This is a genomic window from Microvirga sp. VF16, from assembly GCF_016864375.1.
Taxonomy (GTDB): Bacteria; Pseudomonadota; Alphaproteobacteria; order Rhizobiales; family Beijerinckiaceae; genus Microvirga.
The window spans coordinates 664570-689874 of sequence record NZ_CP069357.1 but is presented as its reverse complement, the minus strand read 5'-3'; the positions used below and the strand labels follow the sequence as shown (position 1 = coordinate 689874).

Below are 25305 nucleotides of genomic sequence, written 5' to 3'. Positions count from 1 at the left end.
AGGAGCAGCTCGAAACCTGGCGAATGATCCAGCCCTGATCGGGAAGGAAGAAGCGACGCCGAACCTTTTTGCACTCCGATCGCTCTGGTTGGACCGCTTGTACGGCGTTAACCATGTCGGGCCTTCTAGGCGGTTCGACGCTCGCCACTTTCTTGGGGGCTGCGTCGGCAGTGGAAGCTCCTACAAGGGTAAAGAGCGCGATTAGGCTAGTCGTGAAAGTTACACGGCGGCGCATGGAATTCGTTCTACGGCCGATCAGCCGCGCTTTTAAGAGTGAGATGTTCGGAAACCTACGGCCGCTGATCCTGCGGGAAGGCGATCGCTGGTGGCCGAATGTCGCCGATCCCGGTTTCTCAGCCAATAGAGGAACGGTAGAGAAAGAACGATCATCCACGCTTTCCCCAAGGCCTGCCCGGAGAAATGATCAAGCGAGCCAAATGCTAGCCAGAGAAACGATACTGAGTCCGCCAATAGTCCGACGAGGCTTGACCCGACGACAGCGATGACGAGCCCCTTGCGTTGCAGCGGGGTGTAGACAGCCAGATCGATGAGCTCCGAAATCAAAAAGGCGACCGCGCTTGCGAGGGCCAAGGCAGGGCTGATCAGGTAGCTGAGCGCGGCCCCGATCAGGACACCGACCGTGCTCCATGCGACCCCGAGCTGCCGCTGGACGAGATCACGGAGGATGAGGGCGATCCCGGCCCAGATCACGCCGCTCGGGGACATTATCCCAGGCGCCACGGGGATGAGACAGGGACCGTCGGGCAGGCAAATCGTGCCGATCCGCGAGACGAAGTAGTTGGCCAGGGGAATGGTCAGCAAAAAGCCGACCAAACTGGCAAAACCAGTGAGCCGAGATTTGGTCATGATGGGCATTTTTCTTTCTAATTGAGAATTCGGAGGGGTATCAGGCCAGACCCATTTCGGTTAGGAACGGAGAGGGGCCTAGTTGGCTATCCCAGAGCAGGTAGCATCGGGCCGAAGCGCGGGTGATGGTCACAAACGCCAGGCGGCGCGCCTCGTCGATCTCATCTCCCTTATCGAAGCCACTTGGAAATTTCCCCTTGCTCCATCCAGGGGAGATCACAACTGGCGATTCCAAGCCTTTCATGGCGTGCATCGTTGAAACCGCCACCGCGTTATCCGGCCGGCCTTCAACGTCGGCGATCTCCGTCTGGGCCGTCGCGATGATTGTGGCGAGGTCCTCAACCCGATGGGCGTGTTCTGAGATCGCCATGTATTGGCGGAAGAAGCGAGCCCGACGGGCTGGATTGAGGGCCTCAATGTCCTTATCGAGATCCGTATAGGTCAGGGCGAGCTCGATCATCTCGGTAGTGCTCGAGATCATCGTCGCACTCCTGAGGCCCTGATAGACGTCCATCAGCCGGAGAAGACCGTCTTGCCTCAGGCTGCCGGTATCCGCACGCTTACTCAACCACTGCATCACCGGAAGGCCTTCCATCCTGGCGGCTCGCCAGACTGCCTGAGCAGCACCGAGGCCGGCGAGGCTGGTCATGATCTTGATCGCTGCCGGGCTGTCGGATTCGTTCGCCAACAGGCGAAGCCAAGCAAGAAATGTCTGGAGCTGCGGGGAAGAATCCGCATCGGGATTGCACCGAAAGATGTTAACCCCGTGGCGGCTGAGAAACTGGGCCACCTCGTCGGCATCGCTGTTCGTGCGGGCAAGGACGGTAATATCCTTGGGCTGGGCTTTTGCGACCGATTGAATCAGGACCAGAGCTTGGTTGAGCATCCCCTGCTGCCCATTGCAGGAAATGCTCGCGACATCGCCCTGACCCTTGTTGCCGGATCGGACCGTCTTCGAGTGTCTCTTCTGATTGGCGGAGATTAGTTTTCCCGCCTTCCTGACAATCTGCTCCGGGCAGCGGTAATTGATTCCGAGCTTGATGACGACGGCATTGGGATACCGCTTTTCGAAGGTCAGGATGTTGTCGACCGTCGCATGGCGCCAACCATAGACTGCCTGGTCATCGTCGCCGAAGCAGGCGAGATTGTTCCCCGCGTCAGAAAAGATCTGTAGCCAGCACTCTTGAACGGGATTGGTGTCCTGATACTCGTCCACCAGGACAAGCTTGAACTTCTTTCGCCAGGACCGCGCAACAATGGGGTTGCTGTTCGTGAGCCGAATGAAATCCAGGATCAGATCGTTGTAATCGAGACAGCGATTTTCCCGCATCGTCTTTTCATACTGGGCGAGGATATCGCTATCCTCTTTGGACAGCCCTGGGGCGCTCGTGATCCAGGTCGATTTGCTGCTGGGATCGAGGTTCACGCCTATGTTCTTGGCGGCATCAATGGTCTTGAGGAGTGCATTGATCCGCTTGTCGATCTCCCGGCTACTGGAAGAGTTTCCGAAACCGTCCAAACTGGCGAGGATGCCCGTAAGAGTCATCTTGATCTCTTCCGGCTCGACGATCGTAAACGGCTTTTCACCAGTATGGATTGCCTGGTGGATCCTCAGCATACGGGAGGACAGGGAATGGAATGTCCCCACATATAGATTGTCGATGTCCGCGACGATTTTCTTTCCGATGCGCTCTTTCAGTTCGTGAGCGGCTTTTCTGGTGAAAGTGACCGCCATGATCTCGTCGGGCTTGTACCCGAGGACCTGGACCGCAAAGATGAACTTGGTCGCCAGAACATGGGTTTTGCCGGTTCCAGAGCTTGATAGGACCAGAAGGGGCTTATGGAAGGCTTCGACCGCCGCTTGCTGCTGCCGGTTCAAGCCGTGTGTGAGAGACGCCTCGATCGACGGATGCGCAGAGATCGTGGATGCTAAATCTGGCATGGCTTTCACTTTTTGGGGTTTGGTCGAGTAACTCGAATTCACCCGTGAATGCCGAATGTATGGTTTTGAAATTCTTCGAGATGAAGGAGATGGGTTCTATCGATCTAACCGTTCAACTATTGTGACTTGGCTCATCCAAAATCGGAGGGACTCTGTGAACTGACGTGATTCATGAGCCAAACCCGGACCGTTTCACTCAAACGACCCGTTGCTTGAAGATGTAGCCCCATGTTGAAACGGCGATGGCCTTCGATGAGGAGGTAGGTTGGGGGCAAGGCTTCCCACGATGGAACAGGGGATATGCCCTGCTTTAGATGCCCGTCGATTATCCAGGACTATGATTGGGCTAGGGAAATCGCCATGCTCAAGCATGTATAGGGCCGTTCTGTAGGCATAAAACTTGAGATTGTTCTCGATGATATGCCTTCCGTGGGCTCGGCAGGCTTCCCCACCTTCTTGCCAATCACACCATCCTGAGCGGATGTCGACGAGGCGATCAGATGGCCAATTCACCAGTCGAAAGCGATAGGCCTCTGACGGGAGGTAGCTGAACGGCGAATGGCTCCAGTGTTCGTGGAGCCAGCAACGGGCGACTTCTTCTGGAACGTGCGGGAAGTGGCTATGGACCCGAGCCCACCATTCATCGAAGGGTGTTTTCACAGCGCCACCTTCTTCGAACTCCGGCGCGAGATGCTCTGGGTAGTTGTCCATATCGTTCCCCCAGCTTCCACCTAATTGAAACTGACTTCTACCCAGTAGTTAAGCCGCTCGATGCACCGGCGCCAGGGTCTAAATTTGGTTAGCGACCAGATTAACCCTCATAGGCCACGATCTCCGGCGTCAGGTGCCGGGTTTCCTGATCATCCCGTTCCTTCCGTCGCCGGCCAGCATGCCGCTTCGCTGCTTCTGCAGGGTCAACGGTATTCAGGCGGCTCTTGAAAATGAACTCAGGAACGGTTTGAGTCGCGATTGGTCCGTTCCCGCGGGAGCGAACATGTTTGACCATGTCCTTATCCTTGAAGAAGTAGGGCGTATCGAGCTTCATCGGCCGATGCAGGAAGTTTTGGACCAATACGATGTTCTTACCTGGCTTGAGAGAAGCAATATCCTCAGTGCGCAGGAAGCTGATGTTCTCGATCTGCTCCGACCGACTCCAGGCCATGGGGTTTGCTGATTTCGAAAGACCCTCGTTATATGTTTTCTGTGCCCGCTGGATTGTCGTTTCGCCGACCATTTTCTTGAACTTGTCGATCGTGTCGGTGTTGTTCTGGGCCAGTACGTACTTAACGGCGGTTGTGGTGATGATCACCGACTCGTCCTCCGCCGTGTATTTCTTTCGGATCTGGCCAAAGTCTTGTGCTGCCAGGAGGTAGCTGACCTTCTTAGCACGCCCAAGATCGGGGCCAGTGATCACGGATTCGATGCGGGGCAGCTTCGCGAACTCATCGAGCGCAAAGCATACAGGGTATGGGCCGAGCTCCCGGCCTGTCTTGTGATTGAACGAGCCGGGGTCGTAGGAGATGAGGCTTTGCGAGAAAACCTCGTAAAGGAGAGCTGTGACTGTTTCGAACGCGCCAGCCTCAGCCTGGTTCACACAGATGTAGAGAGTTACCGGCTTGATCTCGTCGGATCCGGGAACTTTCATTCCCCGCATGTCGTCCGGGGTGAAATCGCAGGCAGATGTTCTTTGGGCAACGGCGGCATTCTTAAACGGCAAGAGCGCCTGATCCATCGTGCCGAAGACGCCTGATCTTTCCTTGTCCGCCATATTGACGAGAGAGCTTAGTTCGACAAAGGCGCGCGGGGAGGGGAACTTGCCGCCCTGCTCAGCGGGAACGACGTCATCACAGAGGGTGCGAATCCAGTCGCCCATCTTGTCAGCGCCGTAACCCGCCATTGGGTCTTCTTCGCCGGTCTTCTTGGTGCTCTCGAACTGCGATACTGCAAGCCAGTCAGATAGCATCGGGATCGAGGGCTCGTAGCCGTTCCAGTTAGCGGGCAGCCCATCATAGTTCTTTTTGTCGCCTACCTTGGAGATCAGGTAGTGCATAAAGCCTGTGAGCGCAGCACGGCCCTTGGTCACGAAGTAGTCGTTCCCTTTACCGCCGTCGGGATTTGGGATCAGGGTTTTTGCGACTGTATCCAGGTAGGTATCGCGGTCAGGGCCCTGAGGCGGCACGAGTTTCGGCGACAGGAAGTTGAAGCGCGGATAGAAGACCGGATCTCGGACGGTATAGACGTCTGCGCCATCGCGCTGGTTGACCCAATCCTTGACGGCCTTGAACCGAGCCGGAGCGACCGGGACGTCGAACGTGCCGTCATCGCGACCGGCAGCGTCACGGGCCTTGTATCCCGCGACCAATTCTTCGGGAATTTGTCCTTTAGTGCCCTTGCCGTAGAGTTCCAGGAAGAGGTTCCGAAATGGGCCCTCCTTGGTCAGGTCAAACGTGAAGATGTAATTGGGCTCGTCCACCTTCGCCCAGTTCAGCATGAAGACGTGGCTGACCTGTGACCGATAATGCCCGGTCATTTCATAGAGTTCGGGCTTCGGGTCATTGACGATGAACGACACGTTGTCGCCCTTGAGGAGTGTCGGGACCACGAAGGCCGCCGTTTTACCAGTTCCGGGAGGCGCGAGGCAGAGAGCGGAAAGGGTTTCGATCATCATGACCATCTGACCTTTGCGCTTTCCTTTTGGCCATCGCCCAAGGGCCATCAGATGCCCACCCTTGATTCCTACCTGTTCACGGGCCTCCATTTCCCCAAGTGTCTCGTCGTCGCACCAGTCGGCGAAGCCGCCCTTCATGACCTGGCGGAGGTAAGGATTGAGGAGGGCGGGCGCCATGTAGACGACGGTGCTGACCAGTGCCACACCGAAATAGGCCTTTAGCGCGTCAAAGCCACCGTAGTTGGGTGAAACGACAAAGGCATAATTCATCGAGAATATGTCGCCGCCGGCCACGCGGCCGAAGAATGCCCCAACGCCATCCAGGGTTCGCTGGTTCATCGGCTGATCAATGAGCCATCGGAAAAGCGGAGTGCAGAGGGTCGTTCCAACGGCCAGAGGAAGACCTATGGCCGCCGTCGTTCCCAGCCAGCGGTAGTGTTTCCGCTGACTTTCCGTCATGTGTTCGGGCAAATATTCTGTTTTGAGCGGGTTGTGGAGCTTCATGACAGGAACCGGAATAGAGTGGGCGAGGGTCGGAACGTCGTCCCGGGAGGCTGAGCCTCCCAGGTCTCAGATCTCAGGCTGCTGCGGAAAGGATCGTCTGGCCTTCAGCGCCAGAGGCTTCAACTGCCATTCCTTGGGCACCGGCAAGCGCAAAGTCGTCCGTGATATGTTGGCCGAGAGCATCGAAGACAGCCATGATGCCGTAACGTGCCGCCGGTTGATCCTGCAGGACCGTCAACAGGTGGGTGACGGCGATCTGGCGCAGCGGTGTTGGCGACCCGCCAAGGGCGCTCTTGCCGCTGATCCATTGCAGCAAGGGCGCATTGGTGCCCCCCGCCAAATGGCTGTGAAGGTCAGAAAGTGTAGCATCGGCGAAGCTCTCAAGGGTCGGATCAGGAGCATCTTCGTCGTCTAGCGCTGGCTTTTGAGCACGATCGGCGATGAAGGCGAGCAGCAGGCCCTTCAACAGCATCCGAGCCGGGAGGAGATGTGCCGAATAATGTTGTGCAGGAAGCACGTTGAGGGCGATGGAGTTGATCGCCGTCAGGGTCGAGCTGAGGTTTTGACCTGTAGGGAGTTTCGTAGCCATTGATCTATGCTCCCGTCTGCAAGGCGATCTGGCCGCCTACCGGCGCTTCTGGAGCCGGAGCCGAAACAGGGTCGCTGGCAGTAGGACGCCCCTTGATGGCGGCGATAATATCCTGGGTTCTGCGGTCCTCGTCCTGTCGGCGGATAACCTGGAAGCTGTGCACGATAGCCGCAATCCAGATGTACGGGAGAACGGCTGGCGCGAGGAGAATGCAAAGGCAGATCATCACCAGACTGGCGATGGCGTCATACTTGGCGTCTCGGATGACGAGGGAGATCGGCGGAACGAATATGGCGATTAGGAAAATCATATGAGCCTCGATGTTAGGCAACGGCTGAAATGCGGCGCTGGCCGAGAGAGTCTTTTTCGATCTGAATGACGCGAATGTGCTCGACCATCTGGGCCCGGAGCTCGTCGCGGTCGATGGCATCGGTGTTTCCAGCCTGCGAACGGGCGTTTGAAATACAGTTGATGAACGTGGTCAGCGCCTCGTCAGGGGATCTGGCGTGGATTGTCGTCATGAAGTGGCCGTGGCCGGTGGTCATGAGCTCCCAGATTGTGGCCGCGTTCGAATTCGAGATCTCGCCGGCCATGACCACGTCGGGGGTCATACGCACAATGAGATCGCGCACAGCACGGTAGTCGAATTTATTGGCCTGCTGCGTACGACTCATCAGGATATGGACGCGGTTGGGCTGGAGAACCCGGATTTCGCGGGTGTCCTCGACCGTGAGGATCCGCTTGCGGTCGTCGAGGAACGAGACAAGGCGGTTCAGAAAGGTGGTCTTGCCGCTGCTGGTCGCGCCCGAGAGGAGGATGTGGTCGCCTCGCGTCAGGGAGTTAACGATCTGGGCGAAGGGATCGTCAGGGTCGGTTGCTCGGGTGAAGATTGAGGCCACCGGAGGGCGAAGTCTCTGACCTGGCGTGATGCCGTAGTCCTGCAGATCGACCGTCTGTTCCTTGCTGTATTGGCGGACGCAGACGCAGATAGAGCCATCTTCGCTGGTTCCCTCGGGTGTTTCGGACTGAATATTCGGGCCAATCCCGGCCGCGAAACGATGCCCACCTGGAACAGTGCCGAAGACCACCGGCATTCCGGCTGCGCCGAAGTTCGGGATGTTCTGCAGGTTGGCCACCATGTGGCAGATGTTCTCGAGGTACCGTCCCGTAAGGTCGGGAGCCTCTTCGGGAATCCACTGGCGCCCCTGCTCGTCAGGCTTGCGCCGGCGGATCCAGATTTCGCCGGGTTTGTTGATGGCGATCTCCTCCACGTCAGGGTGAAGGAGACGCTCATAGAGAGGCCCAATGAATTTCTGGAGGAGGACCTGGGTGCTGGTGTTGCTCATGGGACCGTCTCTTAGAAAGGCGACCAGTTTTGACCCATCGGGGTCCCGGCTGCCGACTGTTGCTGCGAGGTCTGGCGAGACTGCTGCCGCTGCTGAAGCTTTTCATTCGCCGATGGGGCGCTGATGAAATCTAAGCTGTCATCTGCCCGAGCTCGCGGCTGCTGCGACCGGGCCTGTGTCAGGTTCTGGACTACTGGACTGTCCATGGCTGAGATCGTGTTCTGATTGATGCCACTGTTCTGCATGTATTGCGGAACGCTGGTCCCGATCGGAGAATTAAAGCGGTTCGGTGCCGCGGTCCCTGGCTGCTGGGTTGCGGCTTGACTGGGATTTGAGCGGACTGGATTGTTGCGGGCCGCTTGATATTCCGGAGTCTGGCGTACCTTGCTGGCGTACTCCTCACGCATTCTTTGGGTAGGATTGATCGGCTTGAGCCACAAGTCCGTGCTCGGGAACACCGTGATGCGAGTTCCAGCCGGAACAGTCCTGATGGGTGGCAGGGCCAACTGCTCCTCGGTGAATTGTTGAATAAGGGGCTGGGTATCTTCGCGGAACTGCTGGGTGGCGATCCCCCTGGCGTCCTGGCCGATATTGGCCGAGCCGGCACCATAGGGGCTGACGGAGGTGACCACCGTCTGGGAGCCATTCAGCCCCAACGTCACACCCACATTGAGCGCCGACATCAGCATTGTGGTTCCAAACCGCTCGAACCAGCGATTGTCCATATGTGCCGGGATGCTGGCGCGTCCCATTGCATCGCCGCTGGTAGCCTGGAATGCGAACGCCGCCCCGTCGGGTCGAACCAAGCGCTCCCACGCAATGGCGACCTTCTCCTCGCCCGTTGAGCCGATAGCTTCCACGGTTCCGATGAGGGTGGATCCGCGCTCGATAACCACGAGACGTCCGTCCCCGCCATAGATGTCGCGCTCGACAGTAGCAACCGCGCGGGAGGCGTTGCGGGTATCGATCGGGATCTTGATTACCGCGGGGATGGGCTTGTCCATCGTGACGACGCGGCTCATGTCGACCGGGTAGCTTGAGGAGTTCCGCTTATAACCGATGGACTCCCAATCCTCTTCGCTCGGCCGCTGGGGACCCAGGTAGGTCAGGTTCTCAGCATCCGACTGGGAGGTCAGAAGGCTGGCCGACCGCCGATTCCGGAGGACTGCCTCCGCTGCTGGATCGTATTCGGGTTCCGGCGGCGGTGGCGGAGCAAGAACTACCGGCTCGGCCACGACGGGGGTGATCGCGGTCGCATCGACGTTGACCACCTTTGTGACATTGCGGATCGAACCGTCCGACCGCTCCGAGGCGGCCGTGATCAGGATCCGTCCATCAACCCGGCCTGGGATAGCGGGATCATAGACGAATTGGACGAGGCAAGCCTGCTCAACCTCAAGCCGGACGCCCTCGCAGTTGCTGGCATCGAGGCGGATACCGGCTTCCTGGGCATAGGGCATGCTGACGGTCTTGATGGTCGCCGGCATATCCGTCGCCCGGATCGAGAACGTCGATGTGAAGCGCTCCTTTCCGGCCGGGATGTCCCGGGCCTCAATTGTGGCCCGGTCAGGAGAAATATCACCCTCCCGTGGGGGCGCCTTTGGCGCCTCCGGCTGGGCAGGTGCAAAGACAGGCTCGGACGGCGGCAGGGCAGCCTGCTTCATCGAAAGCGCGGTGTTCCTTTCCGGCAGCGTCAGAAGGAACAGGGTCACACCAAGAAGGGCAAAGGCGCTGGTGGCGGTAAGGAGCCGGATTTTAGTTTTGCGCTTGGGATCGTCACTCATTGTCTCGCCCCTTATTCTGCGACCAGGCAGGTGTCGCCATGCCGACGACGGACATCACAGATCGAGCTAGCCGCAGAAGGATCGACGCCGCTGATCTTGATCATGGCGCGGCCTGAGGCAGGAGCCGCCTTGAGAGAGCCACCGTTCTGGGACTGCCAAGTCAGTTTTGCTTTGCCAGCCTGCAGACGATTATCCGCCCGATAGAGCTTCCAAACCTGCTCGCCTTCCGCCTTGCTGTAAGGACCGAGGATGATGGCGCTGGACACCGGCGCCGGAGGCGGCGGAGGGGCAGCAGTAACGACCGCGGGGGCCGGAGCAACGGCAGGGGCGGGAATGGCCATGGGAGCCACGAGAGGACCGGCAGATGCGACGATCTTCTTCTCGACGGGCTCGACTGCGCCCTTCCGGACGAGGGGCGGCTGCGGGGCGGGTGCCGCAGGCCTTCCCGCAGGCGCCGGAACCGGCTTCTCGATGACGACGGTCTTCTGGATCTCGACCGGAACCTCACGCTCCACGATCACCGGCTTTTCGACTACTACGGTACGACGCGGGTCGACGATCGGCGCGTCCTTGGCGTAGCGGTTATCGTCCAGAGGGCGAGCCAGACGCAGGCAAACGAGACGGCCGCCGTTGCGCAGCGTGATATTGCCGATGGCTTCGATAACCATCATCGACCGGTCTTTGCCAGCTACGCGGGTGCCGACCGGGCTCTCGACACCTTGAATCACAAGGGCAGCCACAGGCCACTCGGTCATTGACGAAGCGTTGGGGCCAAAATCGAGATAGGTAAACCGTCCATCGTGCCAGGCGCGGATAGGGGCGATGACCGCATCGTCCTGCGAGCGGGCCTCGATGCTGATGTTGTTGCGCATATCGCCTGGATTGACCGGAGCGCCACGAGCATATTCCCGTCCGCCGGCATCGAAGTAGGCCGTCGCCTTGTTCACCGCAGGCTCGTAGAGATCCTTGTAGTTCGTGTATGGCATCGACACAGGCGCAGTCGATGCAAGGGTTTCACCCGTTCCGGCCTCCATGCCGCCGACCACAACCTCGACGGTCGTGTCGGGGAGACGATCGGCGTTGAAGGGAAGGGAGCGGAGATAGAAGTTATAGACGTTGCCCGAGCTGCCGTAGACGATCAGGTTGCCGTCCACACCTGGGTAAATGGCCCGAATGGCGACCGACCGCTTGTTAGGGCCAGTCGAGGTCTCGAACGAACCGGGATCCGACGACATGACCTGAACGACCTCTTCCTGCCGCGGGAACTTGATCACGCTCAGGAGCCCTTCACGAGCGTTGACTTCCATGACGTCATCGGGACGCCAGGAGATCTTCACGAAGCCCGGCCGCGTCTGGCGAGGGGACTTGTGCTTGTTCGGGTCAAGCCAAGCCTTCTGCTCCAGGCCGAGAGGCTTTGAAGCAACTGCCGTCGCAATTCTGGCCGTTCCTTGTGTCGTCACCTGTGAGGGCATATCGAGAGGCTCCGGCGCGAGCCCGGGAACGCCCGGCTTGGCATAGTCGGCCGGCACATTAGCCTGTGCCTGGGTGATCTGCCCGGCAGGGCCTATCGGAGTGCCCTGTGCGAGAGCAGCATCCAATCCGGAAGTGGCAATGAAGGCAGCCAGCGCGGCGGTTGAGAGGTGACGAGAGCGCGAGGAGGTCATTGGGTAAGGTCCTGGTGATCTTGTTGGCGCCGCGACGGCTTAGTCTTTTTTGGACGCCACTGTGTAAGCGGTGACAGTGAACCCGAGTGGGTTCAGGAAGCGGTTGTCATAGCTAATGCTTTGCTCGACATTCTGGGCACGGAGCTGGGCAACGAAGGTCCTGCGCTCGTCGCCGCCGTCGGTGAGGCCGGAGCCTATGCGCCGGTCAATGACATCGAACTCAACTTGCCAGTAGCCATTCTGGATTTTCAGAACACTCTTGAGCGACACGCTGCGGGTAAAACGCCGCTCCTTAAGGGCGTCATAAACAGGCTTCGTCTCAGCAAGGAACTGGTCGTAAACGGGCTTGGAGGACATCAGCCGGACGATGGTGCCCCACTGATAAATCGTGCGCTGCGGATCGTCCGTGATCGTATTTCGCATCGTCACGTATTCACGAACGTTCGCCTCTTCCAGGATTGCCAGCGACTTCAGGTTGCCGGTCGGCGGCTCGACGCGAACCACCTGATCGGATTTGTCGGACCAGGTGACGAAGAACGGTACGACACGGTAGAGCGGGATAAGCTGCATGATCGCGACGGCCTGCACCACGTTAATGGCAAGCGACACGCCTGCGACGGCGATCAGGAGCTTGTCAGAGACTGCAGCGCGACGGCCAGCGGCATGAGGCGCATCATGATCACGCAGGTAGCCGCCGATCTTGTCCTTAGGCTTCTGGCTAGAGACGGACGGGAGATGAGCCACACGCTCAGTATGAACCTGGGGCTCGGGCGCCGAGGTTGCGGGTGCAGCATCCCCCTCCTTCTTAGGGGAGATACGATCGGTGAGACGCTGGAGGCGAGAGACGCTGGAGGTCATGGTAAACGACGCCGATTGAAAGGATTAAACTGGCAGCACAGGCACGTCATTCGCCGCGTTTGGCAGCTGAATGCAGGCGCAAGGGCTCTTTTTCAGGTCGTTGGGTGAGCGGCCGATGCCGATTGGATCGTCCTGGGTCAATGTTCCGCAGGCGCTGAGAGCAAGGGCAGCAAGAGCGACGACAAAAATGCGAATCAACATTCGATCTTTCCTGGTGATCGGTGTTCTTTAATTCGCTTCTATACCTTTAAATTCGGGCGTCCAATCTATTTCGACGGTGTGCGGAACAAAGCGCGGGGATATGAGTAGGAAATGACTAGGTAAGTTAAAATGTAAGAGTTTCAGATGGTTAACGCAGGGCGGCTCAGTCGGTCACGGTGCTCGATGGAGGCACGTTCGCGTTAACCGAGATGTATGACCGATAACTCGAATCGTTCCGCAGATTTTCCAGAACAGTCTGCTGGTCGGTAATCATCCGGCGCAGCGATGCGTCTGAACCGAGTGAGGGATGCTGCTGCATGATTTGCGTAGCGGTGCGTATGCCCTTTTGGGTCTCCGCTGCGAGCTTGTTGATGAAGTCGTGGACCTGCTCTGGCGTGTCGAGCGAAGCGCCATACCGCTGGCTGAGGGTTTGCAGTTCCTCTCTCAGGTAGTTGGTGTCAGATCCGCCTCCGGATTGAATGCTCTGGTTCAGGTTGTGCCCGGTGATAAGGCCGTTGTGGAGCTCGACGGCATACACAAGGGACTGGCGGCCGGCGTTTAATGCATCCTGAGCCTGCAGGAGTGCTTTTGAGTTGAGAGCTTCTTCGGAGCGGGCTTCCTGCTCCACACTGTTCGCATAAGCTTGGGGGTTTCCATACGCATTGGAGTTGGAGGCCCAACTGTTGTTGCTGGCGAAGGAATCCTGGCCCATTTGTCGAAGGTGACTGACCGCCTGGCCGGAGGTGAGGCGAGCGACGAGGCGATTGCGCTCCTCAAGAGCCTGGAGAAGTGTCAGGCGGATTTTTGCGTTAACGACAAAGTCATCGCGGAGGGTCTTGGCTTTGCCAACCTCCTCGGACAGCTTTTTGATCTCATCTTGATTCTTAGTGACGACGGACTTGGCTGCCACCGCAGCTCCTAAGCCATCGCTGTAGACCGAGCGGGATAGTTGCGTCCGTTCCGCCGGATTGGTCGCTCCTGGGCGGAGGTAGAAGTCTGCAACCGCCCGTGACATGTCTGGCACGTTCGCTGGGTTGGCCGAGGCCATCACCTGAGGCAGGTTGATCCTCCCATCATCCTTAAAGGTCGTGAGGGGTCCGGCTGATCCACCAAATGAGAAGAGGCTGTTCAAAAAGGCCTTAACTTGGGAGATCGGTGCCGTGACGCTGCTGAGGGTCTTCTGCCATTCCTGAAGTTGCTCCATGAGGGCTTCCAGCTTCAAGTTCTCGTCCATCGTCGTCTGGACTTCATCTGCTAGGCGCTTGGGATCGATGATGGGGCAGGGGAACCAACCCCACAGCGTACCGCCGGAAGCGACCTCGCACGGGGTTGGCTTGTACTTGCCGACAGCCTCCGAAATGAGGGGCCGATTGGCTTGCCCGATCATATCGCTGGAAAAGAGCCCGACGATAATCGCCGTGGAGGCGAGTATGACCTTCTTGCGTTGCATGGCACTTCTCATTTCGGAGGCTAAAAAGGTTATGCGGTCCCAACGATGTCTTCTTGAACTGTCGGACTTACGTGAATTTCACAGTCCTCAGGAATGTTAAGAAGATCTCGTAGGCTCTCGGCGACTGCTAAGGAATAGCAATTCGTGAACCCGAAGCGGTATCCAAATAGGCTCATTGTGAAGAAGCAAACAAGGGAAACCGTTACGGTAAACAGAAGGAGGAAACGGACGAAGGACAGGTTTGAGGCTGTATCCCCATTCTGTAGTTCGCTTACGATCGCCATGAAGAAGTCAGGTGAGTATAGTGCCAGAGCAAGAGAACCATAAAATAAGAGCACCGGCACAGCGAGGATCAGTCGGTCTGAAACAAATATGGCCACGCGGCCCAGGTTCCGTAACTGCGCGACCGCGTTGCGGCGATCACGGACAGCTTGCAGTTGCATTTCCGCATATTGAGCGTCGGTGACGCTTCCGACTTCGACGTTATTCATCCAGATGCTCCAGCGGTCAGGAGCGTCGGCCTCAATGCGTTTCGTCAGGTTGGTGGGATACCATCTTACAAGCCAGCTAATGCCAATGGTCAGGGCCGTCCCGTCCGACAACGGCAGCAGCAAACCTTGCAGTCCGTAGTGAACTCCGCTTATGAGCGTAATCACCAGGGTTGCAAGGCCAGCGACAACAAAAACAAGTCCATATCGTTCGATCATGTGCTTCATTTGGCTTCCTCAGCAGGATTATAGCGTGGCTTATTCGAAGTGATTAGTTGCCACCTGACTGGCTGTTGTAGCTGTCGTTGCCGATCGCGCTGGCAGACTGAAGGTGGAGCATGGCGGAAAGTTGGGCATTGCTCTGGATGACCTGCTCCAACATCTTGATCATGATGGCGTTATTGACCGCGAGGTCACCGCGCATGTCCTGAGACTGTTTGGCCTGTTCCGAGATCTTCTGGATATCCTGAGAGGTCTTGGAAACCTGGTCCTTGCCCTGGATGGCAATTGCCATGGCGCTGGTTGCCGCAGTGCGAGTATTGATGGCTCGCACAGCATTGATGGCTTCCACATCCGCCTGGGTGCCAGCTGCCTTGTTCACGTAGAGCGCTTGGGTGATGCCGCTCTGGATCGTTCCGACGCCCTGTGAGGCTTGGCCAAACGCAGTCTGCAGGGTGTTGAAGGATGACGTGAAGCTGCCGTTGCGTCCCAGGTTGCCGAAGTTCTCTAAGGAGCCCAGTGTGGCTTTGATCCCGTGAAGGGAACTCATCATCTGGCCAATGCCGCCGGCGCCTTTGATTTCCGAGAACATGGAGGAGAGGCGGCCGAGGAGCCCGGAGATCTGGCTCGGCCCTAATTGCCCGATCGCCTGCTGTAGCTGATTCACCGTGCCAAGGATGTTCTGTAGCTGGCCGAGCTGGTTAGCCACCGTCTTCATGGTTTGCTGGACCTGGCCGAACACGTTGGAGTCCAGAACAGGCACTTGGGCATTGGCGAAACTTCCGCCTGCCGCACTCAGCCAGACTGACATGAGCATAACAGCCAGCATCGACGTGATGGCCGATGCCCGGGATCGAAGGGAACGTAGGGTCATGATAGCCTCTGTTGGTCAGTGGAACGGATTAGCGGGCGGCGAATTCGCCGTTCAGGTATGGCTCGAGGAACGCGTCGTTGCCGTATTTCTCGATAGCCTTGGTGAGTTCGATGACTGCTGGCCGGCCGGACGAGAAGACTTTGAGGTAGCGGCCCAGAACCGACAGGTTGATGTCGAGGATGGCCGATTGTCCGGTGGAGTATTTCTTCACCAGGACAGCGTACTTATGCTCCGGCCCAGCGAAGTCCTTGCCGAGGACGAAGGCCAGTTCGCTCTCGTTGAGGCCCCAATCGTCGTAGTCTTCAGGCTTGGCGTTGCGGTTCCGATAGAAGAACACGGTCTGGCATTGGCCGCGGATCAATTCGGACATCCCGGTCGCCTTGATGGCTTCCGGCCGCTGGAAGGCCAAGATGTAGGCCTGGCGGAGCTTTCGGGCTTCCTGCAGACCAACCTTAACGAAGTTGTTCCGGAAGAGCTCGTTCTGAAGCATGGGTTCGGTCTCGTCGACGAAGACGAGGGAAGGCGACCCTGTGGTGGTGGCGTTCGACCGGATACGGTGGATGATGTAATCGACGATCGGGGGAGCCAACCGGTGGTCCCCGAGGATCTTGGTCATATCGAAGCCCGCAAGGCGGGTCTTGGTCAGGTCGAGATTGTCCTCATCCGCATTGAAATAGCCTCCGAGCATGTTCGGATCGACCCAAGGCTGAAGGGACTTCCTCAGATTGCCGTGAGGCGAGAACGCCGCCTTGTGCAGAGAGTCCAGCTTCCGGAAGCTGGCATCGAGGTATGGGGCGTAGTTGATGTCGAGGGCTCGGGTGATCTCCTCCTCATCAAAAGCGTCCTTAGCGTCGCCCAGCAGCCGCAGCCATCGCTGCTGGAACTGGCGGTTATCCGGGGTATCCTCCAGGAGGAGCGGGTTCATTTTGGCAGACGAGGCATCCCCGTCGAAGGTGACATAGTCGCCGCCGGCGCACCGGACGAATACTTCACAGCCATTGAGGCGGTCGAATAGGTAGACCCTCAGGTCTGGCAAGCGGAGCGCCTGAGCCGCAAGAAAGCTTACAAGGGTCGTCTTACCCGTTCCGGTTGGACCAATGGAGACACAGTGGGGCACCGCCTCCTTGTCCTCGGTCGCGTGAAACTGAAAAGCGTAGGCCTCGCCGGTCACAGAACGGAAGTAACTAAGGGGCTCGTTACACCAATCCGACTTACGCAGGCCGATGTTCGGCTTGTGCAGGACGAGGTTGGTGGCGACATTCTGGCTCATGAACCTGAACTGACGAGGCCAGAGCCGGTCGAAGGAGAACATCGAGAACCAGACGGCCTGAGCGGTGATCAACTCACGAACACAGGTCGCACCGGTCCGGGAAATCGTCGAGACGATCTCGTTCTCGATCTCTCCGATATCCTCGGCGGTTTCGCCGTAAATCACAACATTCATTGAGTAGTTGTGCAGCGTAGCCTTCATCTCGGATTGGCCGTCGAGAAGGCTAATGGCCTCCATGATCTCGTAGGACGCGTTCTGCGATAGCGTCATCATGGGCGCCGCCATCTGCTCCTGCTTCAACTTCGCCATCTGGAGCGACGTATTGAGCGGCTGAATGGCGTGGTGAATGACCAACTCGGCATCAATGCCGATGATTTCCCTGTAGGCGTTCTCCGAAGTCTTCTCGCCACAATCCCGGACACCAAGGATAGTTGCGAGCTTCTCTTCGCGGCCATTCGAGAAATGTAAGATGCCTGTGTCGTCGGCGCCGAAGTCGATCGAGTCCACAGCGATCATTCGGTTCATGGCCCGCTCCTCAAGTCCCGCCACTTTTGGAGATGGGCGGCTGACGGGGCTAATCAGGCGAGCAAGGACGGCCGCAGGGCCCGTTGCCGGATCCAAACCCTCCTCGAGAACACGACAGTCGTAGGCATTGAGAGTACGAAGGATGAAGTCCTCGGACTGCTTCAGCAGTTCAGAGGCCTCCTGATCGTCACTGGACTTAACGACCAGCAGCGCGAAGTGGCGCAGGGAGTATGCGTGGCTGAAATCCTTGTTCCACTGTTCAGAAATCGCTTGGAGCAGGGGGTTGGTTCGATTTGGAGAGGCCTGGATGGGAAGGCGCTCTTTGGTCGTGAACAGCCTGATTTCGGCAAAGGATGACCTTTGCGCCTCGTCCAGCATGTACTTTCGGGCAAGAAAGAGCTCAGCCCGTGTTTCGAAGGAACTGAGATTTAGCTCCGCACCTCCGATCTCGACGATCGAAATATACCGGTCAGCAACACACCTGATGTGTTTGCGGTTCGGAAGCAACTCGATGAACGGCAGAAAGTCTGCCAACGTCTCCTGGCGGGCAGGTGGCCTGAGCCGATCCACAATAGATGGAACAGTAAAGGCGAGACCTGCGGCCGCGGCCCCAGCCCCTATGACCGTAGCAACGGCGCGAAGGCTAGTCTGATAGGTGAGGAGAAGATCTAGCGTTTGGCTCATGTGAGCGGCTTTCGTGACGACGTGAGGAGCGAATGATCAGGGCCAGAAGCGGCGCTGGGGCTTACCGCCAATTCGGCGGCATTTTTGGAGCGAGTAGCGCATTGTCTGGATGAGAGTTGTCATGTGCGGCTCTTTTGAGCCGAGCATAATAAGGGCCATGTGGCCGGCAAAAATAGAAGCTAAGAAGCCCAGAACGACCAAGAGGTTCGACAGACCGAAATCATAGAAAATCAGAAACAGGAAGCTAAGAACGGCGAAACACAAAGAGAACACAGCCGGCAGTAAGGGTGCCCCTGCGAACCTTTGAGGCATTGAGACGGGCCGGTAAATTTTAGTGTCGATATCCTGCACGACGGCACCTTGGTTCCAATGGCGAATTTGCCTGTACGATTCGAGAAATATACCTCGGAAATCCCTTTTACCTCGCCTAGGGAGCAGCCGTCGAGAAAAAGGGGGCGAAAGCCCCCTTTTGATTGATCTTTCGACTGCCGATCAACAGATTAGCGCGCGGTAAGTGTGTCGCCGAAGTCAGTCTCAGTTACTGAGACCTGCTCGGGCGAGTTGCTTTCAGTGACGTACTTAATCAAAGTTCCGGAAGACGCGATCAACGCAAGGCCGCCAACAAGAGCGAAGAGCCATTTGAACTGGAAACGGCCGAAGTAGGCCATAACAGCGAGTCCGATGATGCCGAATCCACCTACGAGGAACGATAGATTTTTGATAGCTTGAAAAGCATTAGCGCCCTTCTGCTCCAGGGCGCCGAATACTTGGGCGGACGCCGAGCTATCGATAGCCGTGAGCGCCGTGACGGCAAGTGCGCAGGCCGCGACTGCCAGATGCGTTTTATACCTCATTGAAACCCTCTCTGCTGATAGGCGACATGCCACCTATGATTCGCGAACGGTTTGGAATTCGTTCCGAGGATCATTCTATAACCGCTTTCCGAATTACAATGAAGTGGAATTGCCGTTTATTGCGGGACCATGAGCCAGATCGTAGCCCAGTGCCGAGAGATACCGCCGTAGTGAGCGGACGGTGGCGGCATCGGGGTTGGCCTCCAGGCGGCAGACCCACGGCTGGCTGGTTTTAAGCAGAGTGGCCATGTCCCTTTGGGTCAGCCCGCCTGTGTCCGTAGGTGAGCGAGCTGGGTCGACTTGTTCATCGGAAATGTCCCTTCCATCGCCTAGAGCGTGGTGATGTCCCGGAAATGGGGCCCAGCCTCTCGATCGAGGATGAATTGGGGAGATCCGATGCTGCCGATATCGAGTTCGTCGGTGATATTGCTCACGATCGTTTCCATCCACGCCTCGGAAGCATCTTTGTCCCGGTGGAGGATGAGGAAGAGGTTCGAGGCGGTTAGCGCGGCCGAACTGTCACGGCTCCGGCCATTATCGCTGAGTTGGCTGGTCATAAAGATCGGAATATCGGCATCGACACTGGTAGCCTGGAGTCGCTGGGCGACCCTGGTCAGGTGGGCATCGAGGGACTCGCCCTTCTCCTTCCCTTGGATCAGTTGCCAGAAGTCGATGAGGGCCGCCGCAATGCCGTGGCGGCGTCTGTGATACAGGATTTCGTGTCGGAGGTCGTCGACAGTCATGGCTGTATCGTGGACATAGTGGCAGCAGCGCTTGGCTGGCGCGAGAGCTGCGATCTTGTCCTTGTACTTACCGAGGTCGAAACCCTTGCAGCCGAGCCGCCTGGCCGTTTTGAGCTCCTCGACTTCGGTTCCGCCCCGCTCCAGACACGCCATCAGGTGAGGGATATTGGCGGCCTCCATGTTGTAGCTGATGGTGGCGCAAAGTGTGGTTTTCCCGGTCTTGCCAAAGGCGCCAAGCATCGTGAGGGTACCTGGGTGGAGACCGCCCCCCAGCCGCGCATCCAACGCTCGAAGACCCGTCGGGATTCGGGTGGAGACTTGCCGGTCTAGGCGCCGGAGAAGCTGCTTCTGAACTTCGTTGGCACTCATAGAGCGCCCGGTTGGTGTTTCGCTCACCAGGTTGTCAGAAAGGCTTTTCGTTACATCGCGCCATTGTGGATTTGATCTGTCCTCAAGCTTTTTCAGGGCCTCACGGGTTAAGGTGATGGCTCGACCTCTACTCCGCTCCTCGGAGATCAGATGGGCCTGACGGATCAGGGCATCGACGTTGGCCGATGCTCGGTGGATCAGCCGGCGGGGAAGATCCTGGTCATCTAGGAAAGTGGAAGCGGCAATGCGTTCTGGCGTCGGATCGTACCCTTCGGAGACGCTTTCACGAATCGCACCCCAGATCTGGATATGGTCGTCTTGGACAAAGTCACCCGGACTGAGAAATCGCACCTTCTCGTATAGGCTGGGCTCGCGCAGCACTGCGCCGATAATTTCGTCATACGCGTTCATGTTTGGACTGCCGTCTGGAACTGTGGCTGGATGAGGTCAGCGGACGAGGAAGCCGATATCTTCTTGAATCGAAGGGATCGGCATATCAGGGGGAGGGAGCTCCAACCGGATATGGCCCGTCCGCTGCCGGTAGATGCGTCTACGGGCTCCCTGTGGCCATTTGAATTCGGGGTTCGATGGATCCACTCCATCTGGCGGAGCCTCCCACCCAATGAATTCGGTTTTCGCGGCTTCGGGATTGGACGGCTTGACGAATTTGAACACGACGTTGGGCTTCGGTACCCGCAGGGTAGATGCGGGCGTTCCGGCGGTGCGCCGCAGCCAGTTAAGCAACATCCCGACTGGCTCCGCCGGATTGAGTGGCTTGCAGTAATCGATTGCCTGTACCAACCGATCATGGCCGTGGGCTTGGGCGAGCCAGTGATAGGTCTTCGGTGCCTGTTGCTCCGCAATTCCGAGAGCGATGAGATAACGGATCGCACGAGCCTTCGGGGTATCGGCGTTGAGTTGTTCGTGACGCTTCACCAAGCTTTCGAGATGTTTAGCGACCCTCTGGTCAGCCTTACTGTCATCGATCTCCCACGGCGCTGGCTGGCTGTCTTTATCCTTGAACGTGATCCGACCTGCGTGAATCGTGAAGAATTCCTCGAGGTCTTTACGAACCTCTTCAAAAACGAGCTCCGATACTCGACAAAGGGCTGCCGCCTCGTGGCGGCTGATAGAGCGCCCCTTCTCAGCCAAGGCCGCAGCAAGCCGGATCGCCACGACGATCTGCTTTTGACCCTTCTTGGAGAGATCCACCAGCGATTGCGCGTCGAACATGCGCGTCGATTCCTGAATCGGGGAGGTTGATACCTGTTAAAGTATCAAACCTCCTCCGAATTACAAGAACAAAACAGGAATTGAACTGCAATCTATCGGCCTTCGCCACGTGTGCGCCGTCTTTGGGCGAGGATTGCGCGGCGACGGGTTTCCGTGTCTGCGGCAGCAGGCTTCTGCTCCTGGGTCTCTTCAACGCCGGTCTTCCGCGGCTTCCGCTTCTTCCGCGGGAGTTCTTCGGCCACTGGCGCCGGGATGGGAGCAACCTCTGGGATCGTGCGCTTGGGTTCAACGATCGCGGAAGCCGGGGCTTTGGCTGGCGGTTTCTGATCAACCTGGCCCGGCAATGCACGCTCGACCACATCGGCTTGCGCGTGACTTGGGGTTGGTGTTGGTCGCTGCGGTGGAGCGAGCGGAGCCTTTTGTGTCGGTGGAGGCTTCACTTCTACGGTAGGCGCCTGCGGGTTCCCGGTTTTCTCGACAGATGTAGCGGGAGCCTGAGGCTTACTGGTTGCCTCCGTCACCTGGGCCGACTTGGGAGCTGAGGCCGGCTTGGCTCCGCGCTCGGGCATTTTGCCCGCGTTCTTCGGATTGAAGAAGTTCTTGCCGAGGTAACGATCGACGGCCGACCCCTGAGGAGGCTGCGGTGCAGGTTTGGATGGGGAATCCGACAAGCTGGTGTGCTTCGGAAACCATCCTGCGGTCATTTCCCTGATCTCCTGGAGCGACATCCCGCGGCGGCGCGGCTTCGGGCCAGGCGCCGGGTTGCTGGGAGCCAACATATCGAGGAACTGACCGAAAAGTTGCTTTTGAAAAGATCTGGCGAAGTCGGCCCGGATATGGGCAATCTGCGAGGCCTTCTCCCGGTATTCAGCCGCGAAGCGATCGGCAAGTGCGCCAAACTGTTTACCTTCGGTGGCTCTGATTTCCGCGGCCACCTCTATCAGAATCCTATCGATCTTGGTCCTCTGCGCGGGTTTCTTGAGACGCGCTCGGGACACCATCTTGTCAGCCACAAAGTTTGCTGCCGTTTGGGAGGCCACGGCCGACATCACAAGGCCGTAAAGATCGGCCGACCTACGGATCAATCCTTGGAAGCGCTCGGAATCCGGGTGACCGGCTGAGTGGAGGGCCGTGAAGAAGGCTCGGTTCTTATAGCTCGCATTGACCGCCGTGGTCGCGGCCTGCCTGGACTGCTGGTCAAGTTCGTCCGCTGCAGCTGCCCACTGCTGCCGGGCGGCCTCGATACCCTGTTCCGTGATCTGGCCTTTGCGTTCCTTTGCATAGATTTTCGGATCGATGCGCTTCTTAGCTTTCTGGGTGACTCCCATGGCTTTGTAGGAGCGATGGTCGTAGCGCTTGGAACTCCCTGCAGATTCTAAGGCCTTGTTCAGGATGTTCTTGTAACGGCGGCGCTCGACACCTACCCACGCGAGACTATTCATCTCTCGAATGCGCTCCTGGGCAAACGGATATCGCGTGCGTACATGCCGCCACTTGTTCTGGTACGTCTCGATTACCTCAAAATCCCATACCTCCTTCCCCGTTGTCGGGTGTATCATCCTCTTGGCAGGGCGCTCGCTGAGAGCGATGTGGATATGAAAGTTCCGCCGGTCGTTGTGCTTGTCGGGAGCGTGAATCACAGCCCAATAAGGTAGACCGAGCCGATCGAACTCTGCGCAATACTCCTTTGCGAGCTTAAGCCGCTGAGCCGGAGTGATTTCATGGGGGAGTTCGGCGATAATTCTAGTCTGAACACGGCCGCCCCGACCGAGGGATACTTTGATCGCGGCATCAGTTTCGAAATCTCCCATTGTACGGGCGAACTTGAGCAGCTCGATCGCCTGCTCGTCTTTGAGGGTGATTTCGAGCGGGGTCACATCACTCAGGCAATGCTTCATGGCACGGGTGAGCGGATCCGGAACTTCATTCCCTGAATCCGCATGCTTCTTAACTGCGTCCCAAAAGTCAGCCCCCCGAAAGGGATTGATAATGAACTTGTGCCCCCTGGGGCTCTGCTCGATGGCTTCGAGTTTCTTCCAAAACTCGAGACGCTCCTCCTTCGTATCAGCGATATTCCCGAAGGAAGAGATGATGATGCCGTCGTCCTCATGAAGTTCCTCAGAGGCGCCTGGCCTTTCAATGTAGTCCTGACCCTCGGCCGCTTGTTCCTGGTCAAACCGCTTCGACTCCGGGTCGATGAAGGTCTCCGCAGCACCGTCCCGCTCAATGTAGCTTTCGTGCTGCTCCGCACTCCCGGATGGCGAGCGGCCAGCGTAGGCGGCGACTGTGCGGTTGGTTTTAGAGACCGAAGTCACAGAAAAGTGAAACGTGACCCCACCTGTATCGGGGGCCTGGGGCCTCGGTGCGGTCTTGAAGGCCATAGAGCGATTGAAGTCTCTGGCGGATCTAAGCCCAGGTGACTTCATCGCATCAAGCATAGCTTTCAAATTCTTTGGCGACGTGCTGTGGCGCCTTACCCGCTCCTGCGCTCTACGCTCCGCGTCTGCAATTCGGCCGGAGATCGCGAGTGCGCGAGCGGTATCGCGGCGAACCATTTCTTCAGCTTCTTGCTCAGTCATCGTTTGATTTGCAAATTGAACTTCCTACCTGATGTACCACAAAACGGCGAGTTAAAGCACGTTATGACCACTTCATACCTCGGAATTAACCTGCTCTGAGACGCTTTGGGTCAGGCGGAAACTGAGCCGAAATGGTGCAGTTTTCTGATCGAAGCGTGAGCGAACGAATGTTGTGCTAATCCTGCGAAAACATTGCGTTTTTTACATTTCCGAAAGTCCTGTCCACAATTGCTAAAATTGATGGTTCAGATGTTTACCATCCTAGGGATTCAGCTTTGTTTATGTCCGAGTTACCGAGTATAAGAATCCTGTCCAAAAAGGACTTTAACAAACACCCAAAAGGGGCAACCAGGAAATGGATGGATCAACTGATGGAAGTATAAGGGAATCGATTTTCCACCCAATTGCGATTAGTGGAAATCTCTCCCGGCTTACTGAAGCCGTCGCGGCCGCAACAAACGTTGTGTGCCGGGACAAGCGCTTTGTGGACCGAATGGGCGAAGTTTTCGCTGATCTGCCAAAGTTCAGAGCAGGCTTCAATGTCTCGGGCCGTGTTCTGGGGATGCGCCAGAGGAAATATCTGGAGATCGCCCTTGCAACATCCGAGAGTTTGAACGAGATCCCGGAAGACGGCGCGTGTGAGCTGACGATTGTCGTGCGCAAGCCGGCAAAGTGTGAGGATATGAGGTCCTCACTGAACATAGGTGATTTGATCGAGGTGCGTGGAATGATTGTTCCGTTCGCGTACTCGGAAGATGACGGCGAGCGGGTTGTTTCGCTGACTCTTGTCGCAAGCAATGTCAACGTCATCGATAATGCGTAGAGATGAACTCTGACGCACCAAGCCCTTCGACGATTTCGTAAGGGTGTTCGCAGGGGGCCGCCATTTGGCGGCCTTTTTGCGTTATATCACTGAAGAAACTGGACGGATGAGAACTGAAGCGATGCAAGTTTCAGTGGCGTGAAGGTCGGAATTGATTCATCCGTCGTCGCGCCCCTGGTGTAGAAGGCGTTGCCGCCGGCCACTACCAAATATTGAGCATCCTTGTACGGGATCCGGAATCCAGCAGTGTGGAAATACATCGATCGCCCGACGGCTTTGTGCCTGGCGCCGGTGAGAACCTCAGACGCGACCACCTTTGCGCGCGAGTATCCTGGATCGGGCGTTGGCTTAGTCAGAACGCCTTTGGCAAACTGCCCTTTTTGACCGACAACTTCGCAGATCGTGTCTGGGTACTTGGGGGACTCGACCCGGTTCATAACGACAGTTCCAACGGCAAGCATTCCGTCATCACTGTTTCGATTGCTCTCGAAGTACATAGCGCGAGCTAGACACTCATGAGCGCTGCTGCTCACCAGCGTTGTCTGCTTTGGCGTCTCCTTCCGCAGGGGTGCGTGGAATTGGGCATTTGTCTGGAAGGAGGGTACTGGCTGCGCCGATTTGAATAGAGCGCTCTGGCATCCACCAAGCGCTAGGCAGATAATGCTGGCAGTCCAGATCGGCGACGTTGATTTATGATTTGCGTTTCGGGTCATGCTCCTTTTTAGCGCAGAGCTGGTCTGGAACGCAAATTCGGGAAACCTCTTTCTATTT

22 protein-coding genes are annotated in these 25305 nt (G+C 57.5%); 2 read left to right on the top strand and 20 right to left on the bottom strand.

Annotation, left to right across the window (positions count from 1 at the left end; all coding sequences use genetic code 11):
- Window positions 1-267: 267 nt before the first annotated feature.
- Window positions 268-876, bottom strand: coding sequence for a VUT family protein (locus tag JO965_RS42730; protein ID WP_203447106.1), 609 nt, complete (start codon window positions 874-876; stop codon window positions 268-270).
- A 31-nt stretch (window positions 877-907) separates the two neighbouring features.
- On the bottom strand, window positions 908-2809 hold the full coding sequence (locus JO965_RS42725) for an ATP-dependent helicase (protein WP_203447105.1): 1902 nt from the start codon (window positions 2807-2809) through the stop codon (window positions 908-910).
- Window positions 2810-3367: 558 nt separating this feature from the next.
- Here JO965_RS42725 and JO965_RS42720 point away from each other — a divergent pair.
- Window positions 3368-3544, top strand: coding sequence for a hypothetical protein (locus JO965_RS42720; protein WP_203447104.1), 177 nt, complete (start codon window positions 3368-3370; stop codon window positions 3542-3544).
- Between the two features lie 76 nt (window positions 3545-3620).
- On the opposite strand, the gene JO965_RS42715 is transcribed toward JO965_RS42720, so the two are convergent.
- The 17 genes from JO965_RS42715 to JO965_RS42630 form a co-directional block, all read right to left on the bottom strand.
- Window positions 3621-5816, bottom strand: a complete 2196-nt coding sequence (locus tag JO965_RS42715) for a type IV secretory system conjugative DNA transfer family protein (RefSeq protein ID WP_203447103.1) — start codon at window positions 5814-5816, stop codon at window positions 3621-3623.
- A 238-nt stretch (window positions 5817-6054) separates the two neighbouring features.
- Window positions 6055-6570: a hypothetical protein gene (locus tag JO965_RS42710; protein WP_203447102.1), complete on the bottom strand. Its 516-nt coding sequence runs from the start codon at window positions 6568-6570 to the stop codon at window positions 6055-6057.
- A 4-nt stretch (window positions 6571-6574) separates the two neighbouring features.
- Window positions 6575-6880 (bottom strand): hypothetical protein, encoded by a 306-nt coding sequence (locus JO965_RS42705; RefSeq protein WP_203447101.1) that lies wholly within the window; start codon window positions 6878-6880, stop codon window positions 6575-6577.
- Window positions 6881-6893: 13 nt separating this feature from the next.
- Entirely contained in the window at window positions 6894-7916 is a 1023-nt protein-coding gene (locus tag JO965_RS42700; RefSeq protein ID WP_203447100.1) for an ATPase, T2SS/T4P/T4SS family, read from the bottom strand.
- Between the two features lie 11 nt (window positions 7917-7927).
- Window positions 7928-9700: a TrbI/VirB10 family protein gene (locus tag JO965_RS42695; protein WP_203447099.1), complete on the bottom strand. Its 1773-nt coding sequence runs from the start codon at window positions 9698-9700 to the stop codon at window positions 7928-7930.
- Between the two features lie 11 nt (window positions 9701-9711).
- Complete coding sequence (locus JO965_RS42690; RefSeq protein ID WP_203447098.1) at window positions 9712-11364, bottom strand: TrbG/VirB9 family P-type conjugative transfer protein; 1653 nt, start codon at window positions 11362-11364, stop codon at window positions 9712-9714.
- Window positions 11365-11403: 39 nt separating this feature from the next.
- Window positions 11404-12222 carry a VirB8/TrbF family protein gene (locus JO965_RS42685; protein ID WP_203447097.1) on the bottom strand — a complete coding sequence of 273 codons (819 nt, stop codon included), beginning with the start codon at window positions 12220-12222 and terminating at the stop codon, window positions 11404-11406.
- Window positions 12223-12246: 24 nt separating this feature from the next.
- A complete protein-coding gene (locus tag JO965_RS42680) occupies window positions 12247-12423 on the bottom strand; it encodes a hypothetical protein (protein ID WP_203447096.1) in 177 nt (58 codons plus the stop codon).
- Between the two features lie 163 nt (window positions 12424-12586).
- On the bottom strand, window positions 12587-13873 hold the full coding sequence (locus tag JO965_RS42675; RefSeq protein WP_203447095.1) for a hypothetical protein: 1287 nt from the start codon (window positions 13871-13873) through the stop codon (window positions 12587-12589).
- A 29-nt stretch (window positions 13874-13902) separates the two neighbouring features.
- The gene (locus JO965_RS42670) at window positions 13903-14589 is read right to left on the bottom strand and encodes a hypothetical protein (RefSeq protein WP_203447094.1); all 687 of its coding nucleotides are present in this window, start codon (window positions 14587-14589) and stop codon (window positions 13903-13905) included.
- A 43-nt stretch (window positions 14590-14632) separates the two neighbouring features.
- Window positions 14633-15454 (bottom strand): hypothetical protein, encoded by an 822-nt coding sequence (locus JO965_RS42665; RefSeq protein ID WP_203447093.1) that lies wholly within the window; start codon window positions 15452-15454, stop codon window positions 14633-14635.
- A gap of 28 nt (window positions 15455-15482) precedes the next feature.
- Complete coding sequence (locus JO965_RS42660) at window positions 15483-17933, bottom strand: hypothetical protein (RefSeq protein WP_203447092.1); 2451 nt, start codon at window positions 17931-17933, stop codon at window positions 15483-15485.
- A 36-nt stretch (window positions 17934-17969) separates the two neighbouring features.
- Window positions 17970-18284, bottom strand: coding sequence for a VirB3 family type IV secretion system protein (locus JO965_RS42655; protein WP_203447091.1), 315 nt, complete (start codon window positions 18282-18284; stop codon window positions 17970-17972).
- A gap of 149 nt (window positions 18285-18433) precedes the next feature.
- On the bottom strand, window positions 18434-18787 hold the full coding sequence (locus JO965_RS42650; RefSeq protein WP_203447090.1) for a TrbC/VirB2 family protein: 354 nt from the start codon (window positions 18785-18787) through the stop codon (window positions 18434-18436).
- A 329-nt stretch (window positions 18788-19116) separates the two neighbouring features.
- Entirely contained in the window at window positions 19117-20310 is a 1194-nt protein-coding gene (locus JO965_RS42640; protein ID WP_203447088.1) for a DnaB-like helicase C-terminal domain-containing protein, read from the bottom strand.
- A gap of 36 nt (window positions 20311-20346) precedes the next feature.
- Window positions 20347-21132, bottom strand: coding sequence for a hypothetical protein (locus JO965_RS42635; RefSeq protein WP_203447087.1), 786 nt, complete (start codon window positions 21130-21132; stop codon window positions 20347-20349).
- 92 nt (window positions 21133-21224) lie between these two features.
- A complete protein-coding gene (locus JO965_RS42630) occupies window positions 21225-23513 on the bottom strand; it encodes a MobA/MobL family protein (protein WP_203447086.1) in 2289 nt (762 codons plus the stop codon).
- A 553-nt stretch (window positions 23514-24066) separates the two neighbouring features.
- Here JO965_RS42630 and JO965_RS42625 point away from each other — a divergent pair.
- Window positions 24067-24534 (top strand): hypothetical protein, encoded by a 468-nt coding sequence (locus tag JO965_RS42625; protein WP_203447085.1) that lies wholly within the window; start codon window positions 24067-24069, stop codon window positions 24532-24534.
- 86 nt (window positions 24535-24620) lie between these two features.
- On the opposite strand, the gene JO965_RS48725 is transcribed toward JO965_RS42625, so the two are convergent.
- On the bottom strand, window positions 24621-24995 hold the full coding sequence (locus JO965_RS48725) for a cell wall hydrolase (protein ID WP_371827019.1): 375 nt from the start codon (window positions 24993-24995) through the stop codon (window positions 24621-24623).
- Window positions 24996-25305 lie beyond the last annotated feature (310 nt).

What these genes read in the sequence shown, in the direction of transcription:
- JO965_RS42650 (WP_203447090.1), bottom strand. Translation starts at nt 18,787, where the DNA reads ATGAGGTATAAAACGCATCTGGCAGTCGCGGCCTGCGCACTTGCCGTC.
- JO965_RS42725 (WP_203447105.1), bottom strand. Translation starts at nt 2,809, where the DNA reads ATGCCAGATTTAGCATCCACGATCTCTGCGCATCCGTCGATCGAGGCG.
- JO965_RS42720 (WP_203447104.1), top strand. Translation starts at nt 3,368, where the DNA reads ATGGCTCCAGTGTTCGTGGAGCCAGCAACGGGCGACTTCTTCTGGAAC.
- JO965_RS42625 (WP_203447085.1), top strand. Translation starts at nt 24,067, where the DNA reads ATGGATGGATCAACTGATGGAAGTATAAGGGAATCGATTTTCCACCCA.
- JO965_RS42635 (WP_203447087.1), bottom strand. Translation starts at nt 21,132, where the DNA reads ATGTTCGACGCGCAATCGCTGGTGGATCTCTCCAAGAAGGGTCAAAAG.
- JO965_RS42710 (WP_203447102.1), bottom strand. Translation starts at nt 6,570, where the DNA reads ATGGCTACGAAACTCCCTACAGGTCAAAACCTCAGCTCGACCCTGACG.
- JO965_RS42705 (WP_203447101.1), bottom strand. Translation starts at nt 6,880, where the DNA reads ATGATTTTCCTAATCGCCATATTCGTTCCGCCGATCTCCCTCGTCATC.
- JO965_RS42675 (WP_203447095.1), bottom strand. Translation starts at nt 13,873, where the DNA reads ATGCAACGCAAGAAGGTCATACTCGCCTCCACGGCGATTATCGTCGGG.
- JO965_RS42630 (WP_203447086.1), bottom strand. Translation starts at nt 23,513, where the DNA reads ATGGCCTTCAAGACCGCACCGAGGCCCCAGGCCCCCGATACAGGTGGG.
- JO965_RS42695 (WP_203447099.1), bottom strand. Translation starts at nt 9,700, where the DNA reads ATGAGTGACGATCCCAAGCGCAAAACTAAAATCCGGCTCCTTACCGCC.
- JO965_RS42685 (WP_203447097.1), bottom strand. Translation starts at nt 12,222, where the DNA reads ATGACCTCCAGCGTCTCTCGCCTCCAGCGTCTCACCGATCGTATCTCC.
- JO965_RS42690 (WP_203447098.1), bottom strand. Translation starts at nt 11,364, where the DNA reads ATGACCTCCTCGCGCTCTCGTCACCTCTCAACCGCCGCGCTGGCTGCC.
- JO965_RS48725 (WP_371827019.1), bottom strand. Translation starts at nt 24,995, where the DNA reads ATGCTTGCCGTTGGAACTGTCGTTATGAACCGGGTCGAGTCCCCCAAG.
- JO965_RS42700 (WP_203447100.1), bottom strand. Translation starts at nt 7,916, where the DNA reads ATGAGCAACACCAGCACCCAGGTCCTCCTCCAGAAATTCATTGGGCCT.
- JO965_RS42730 (WP_203447106.1), bottom strand. Translation starts at nt 876, where the DNA reads ATGCCCATCATGACCAAATCTCGGCTCACTGGTTTTGCCAGTTTGGTC.
- JO965_RS42680 (WP_203447096.1), bottom strand. Translation starts at nt 12,423, where the DNA reads ATGTTGATTCGCATTTTTGTCGTCGCTCTTGCTGCCCTTGCTCTCAGC.
- JO965_RS42665 (WP_203447093.1), bottom strand. Translation starts at nt 15,454, where the DNA reads ATGACCCTACGTTCCCTTCGATCCCGGGCATCGGCCATCACGTCGATG.
- JO965_RS42660 (WP_203447092.1), bottom strand. Translation starts at nt 17,933, where the DNA reads ATGAGCCAAACGCTAGATCTTCTCCTCACCTATCAGACTAGCCTTCGC.
- JO965_RS42640 (WP_203447088.1), bottom strand. Translation starts at nt 20,310, where the DNA reads ATGAACGCGTATGACGAAATTATCGGCGCAGTGCTGCGCGAGCCCAGC.
- JO965_RS42670 (WP_203447094.1), bottom strand. Translation starts at nt 14,589, where the DNA reads ATGAAGCACATGATCGAACGATATGGACTTGTTTTTGTTGTCGCTGGC.
- JO965_RS42715 (WP_203447103.1), bottom strand. Translation starts at nt 5,816, where the DNA reads ATGAACCAGCGAACCCTGGATGGCGTTGGGGCATTCTTCGGCCGCGTG.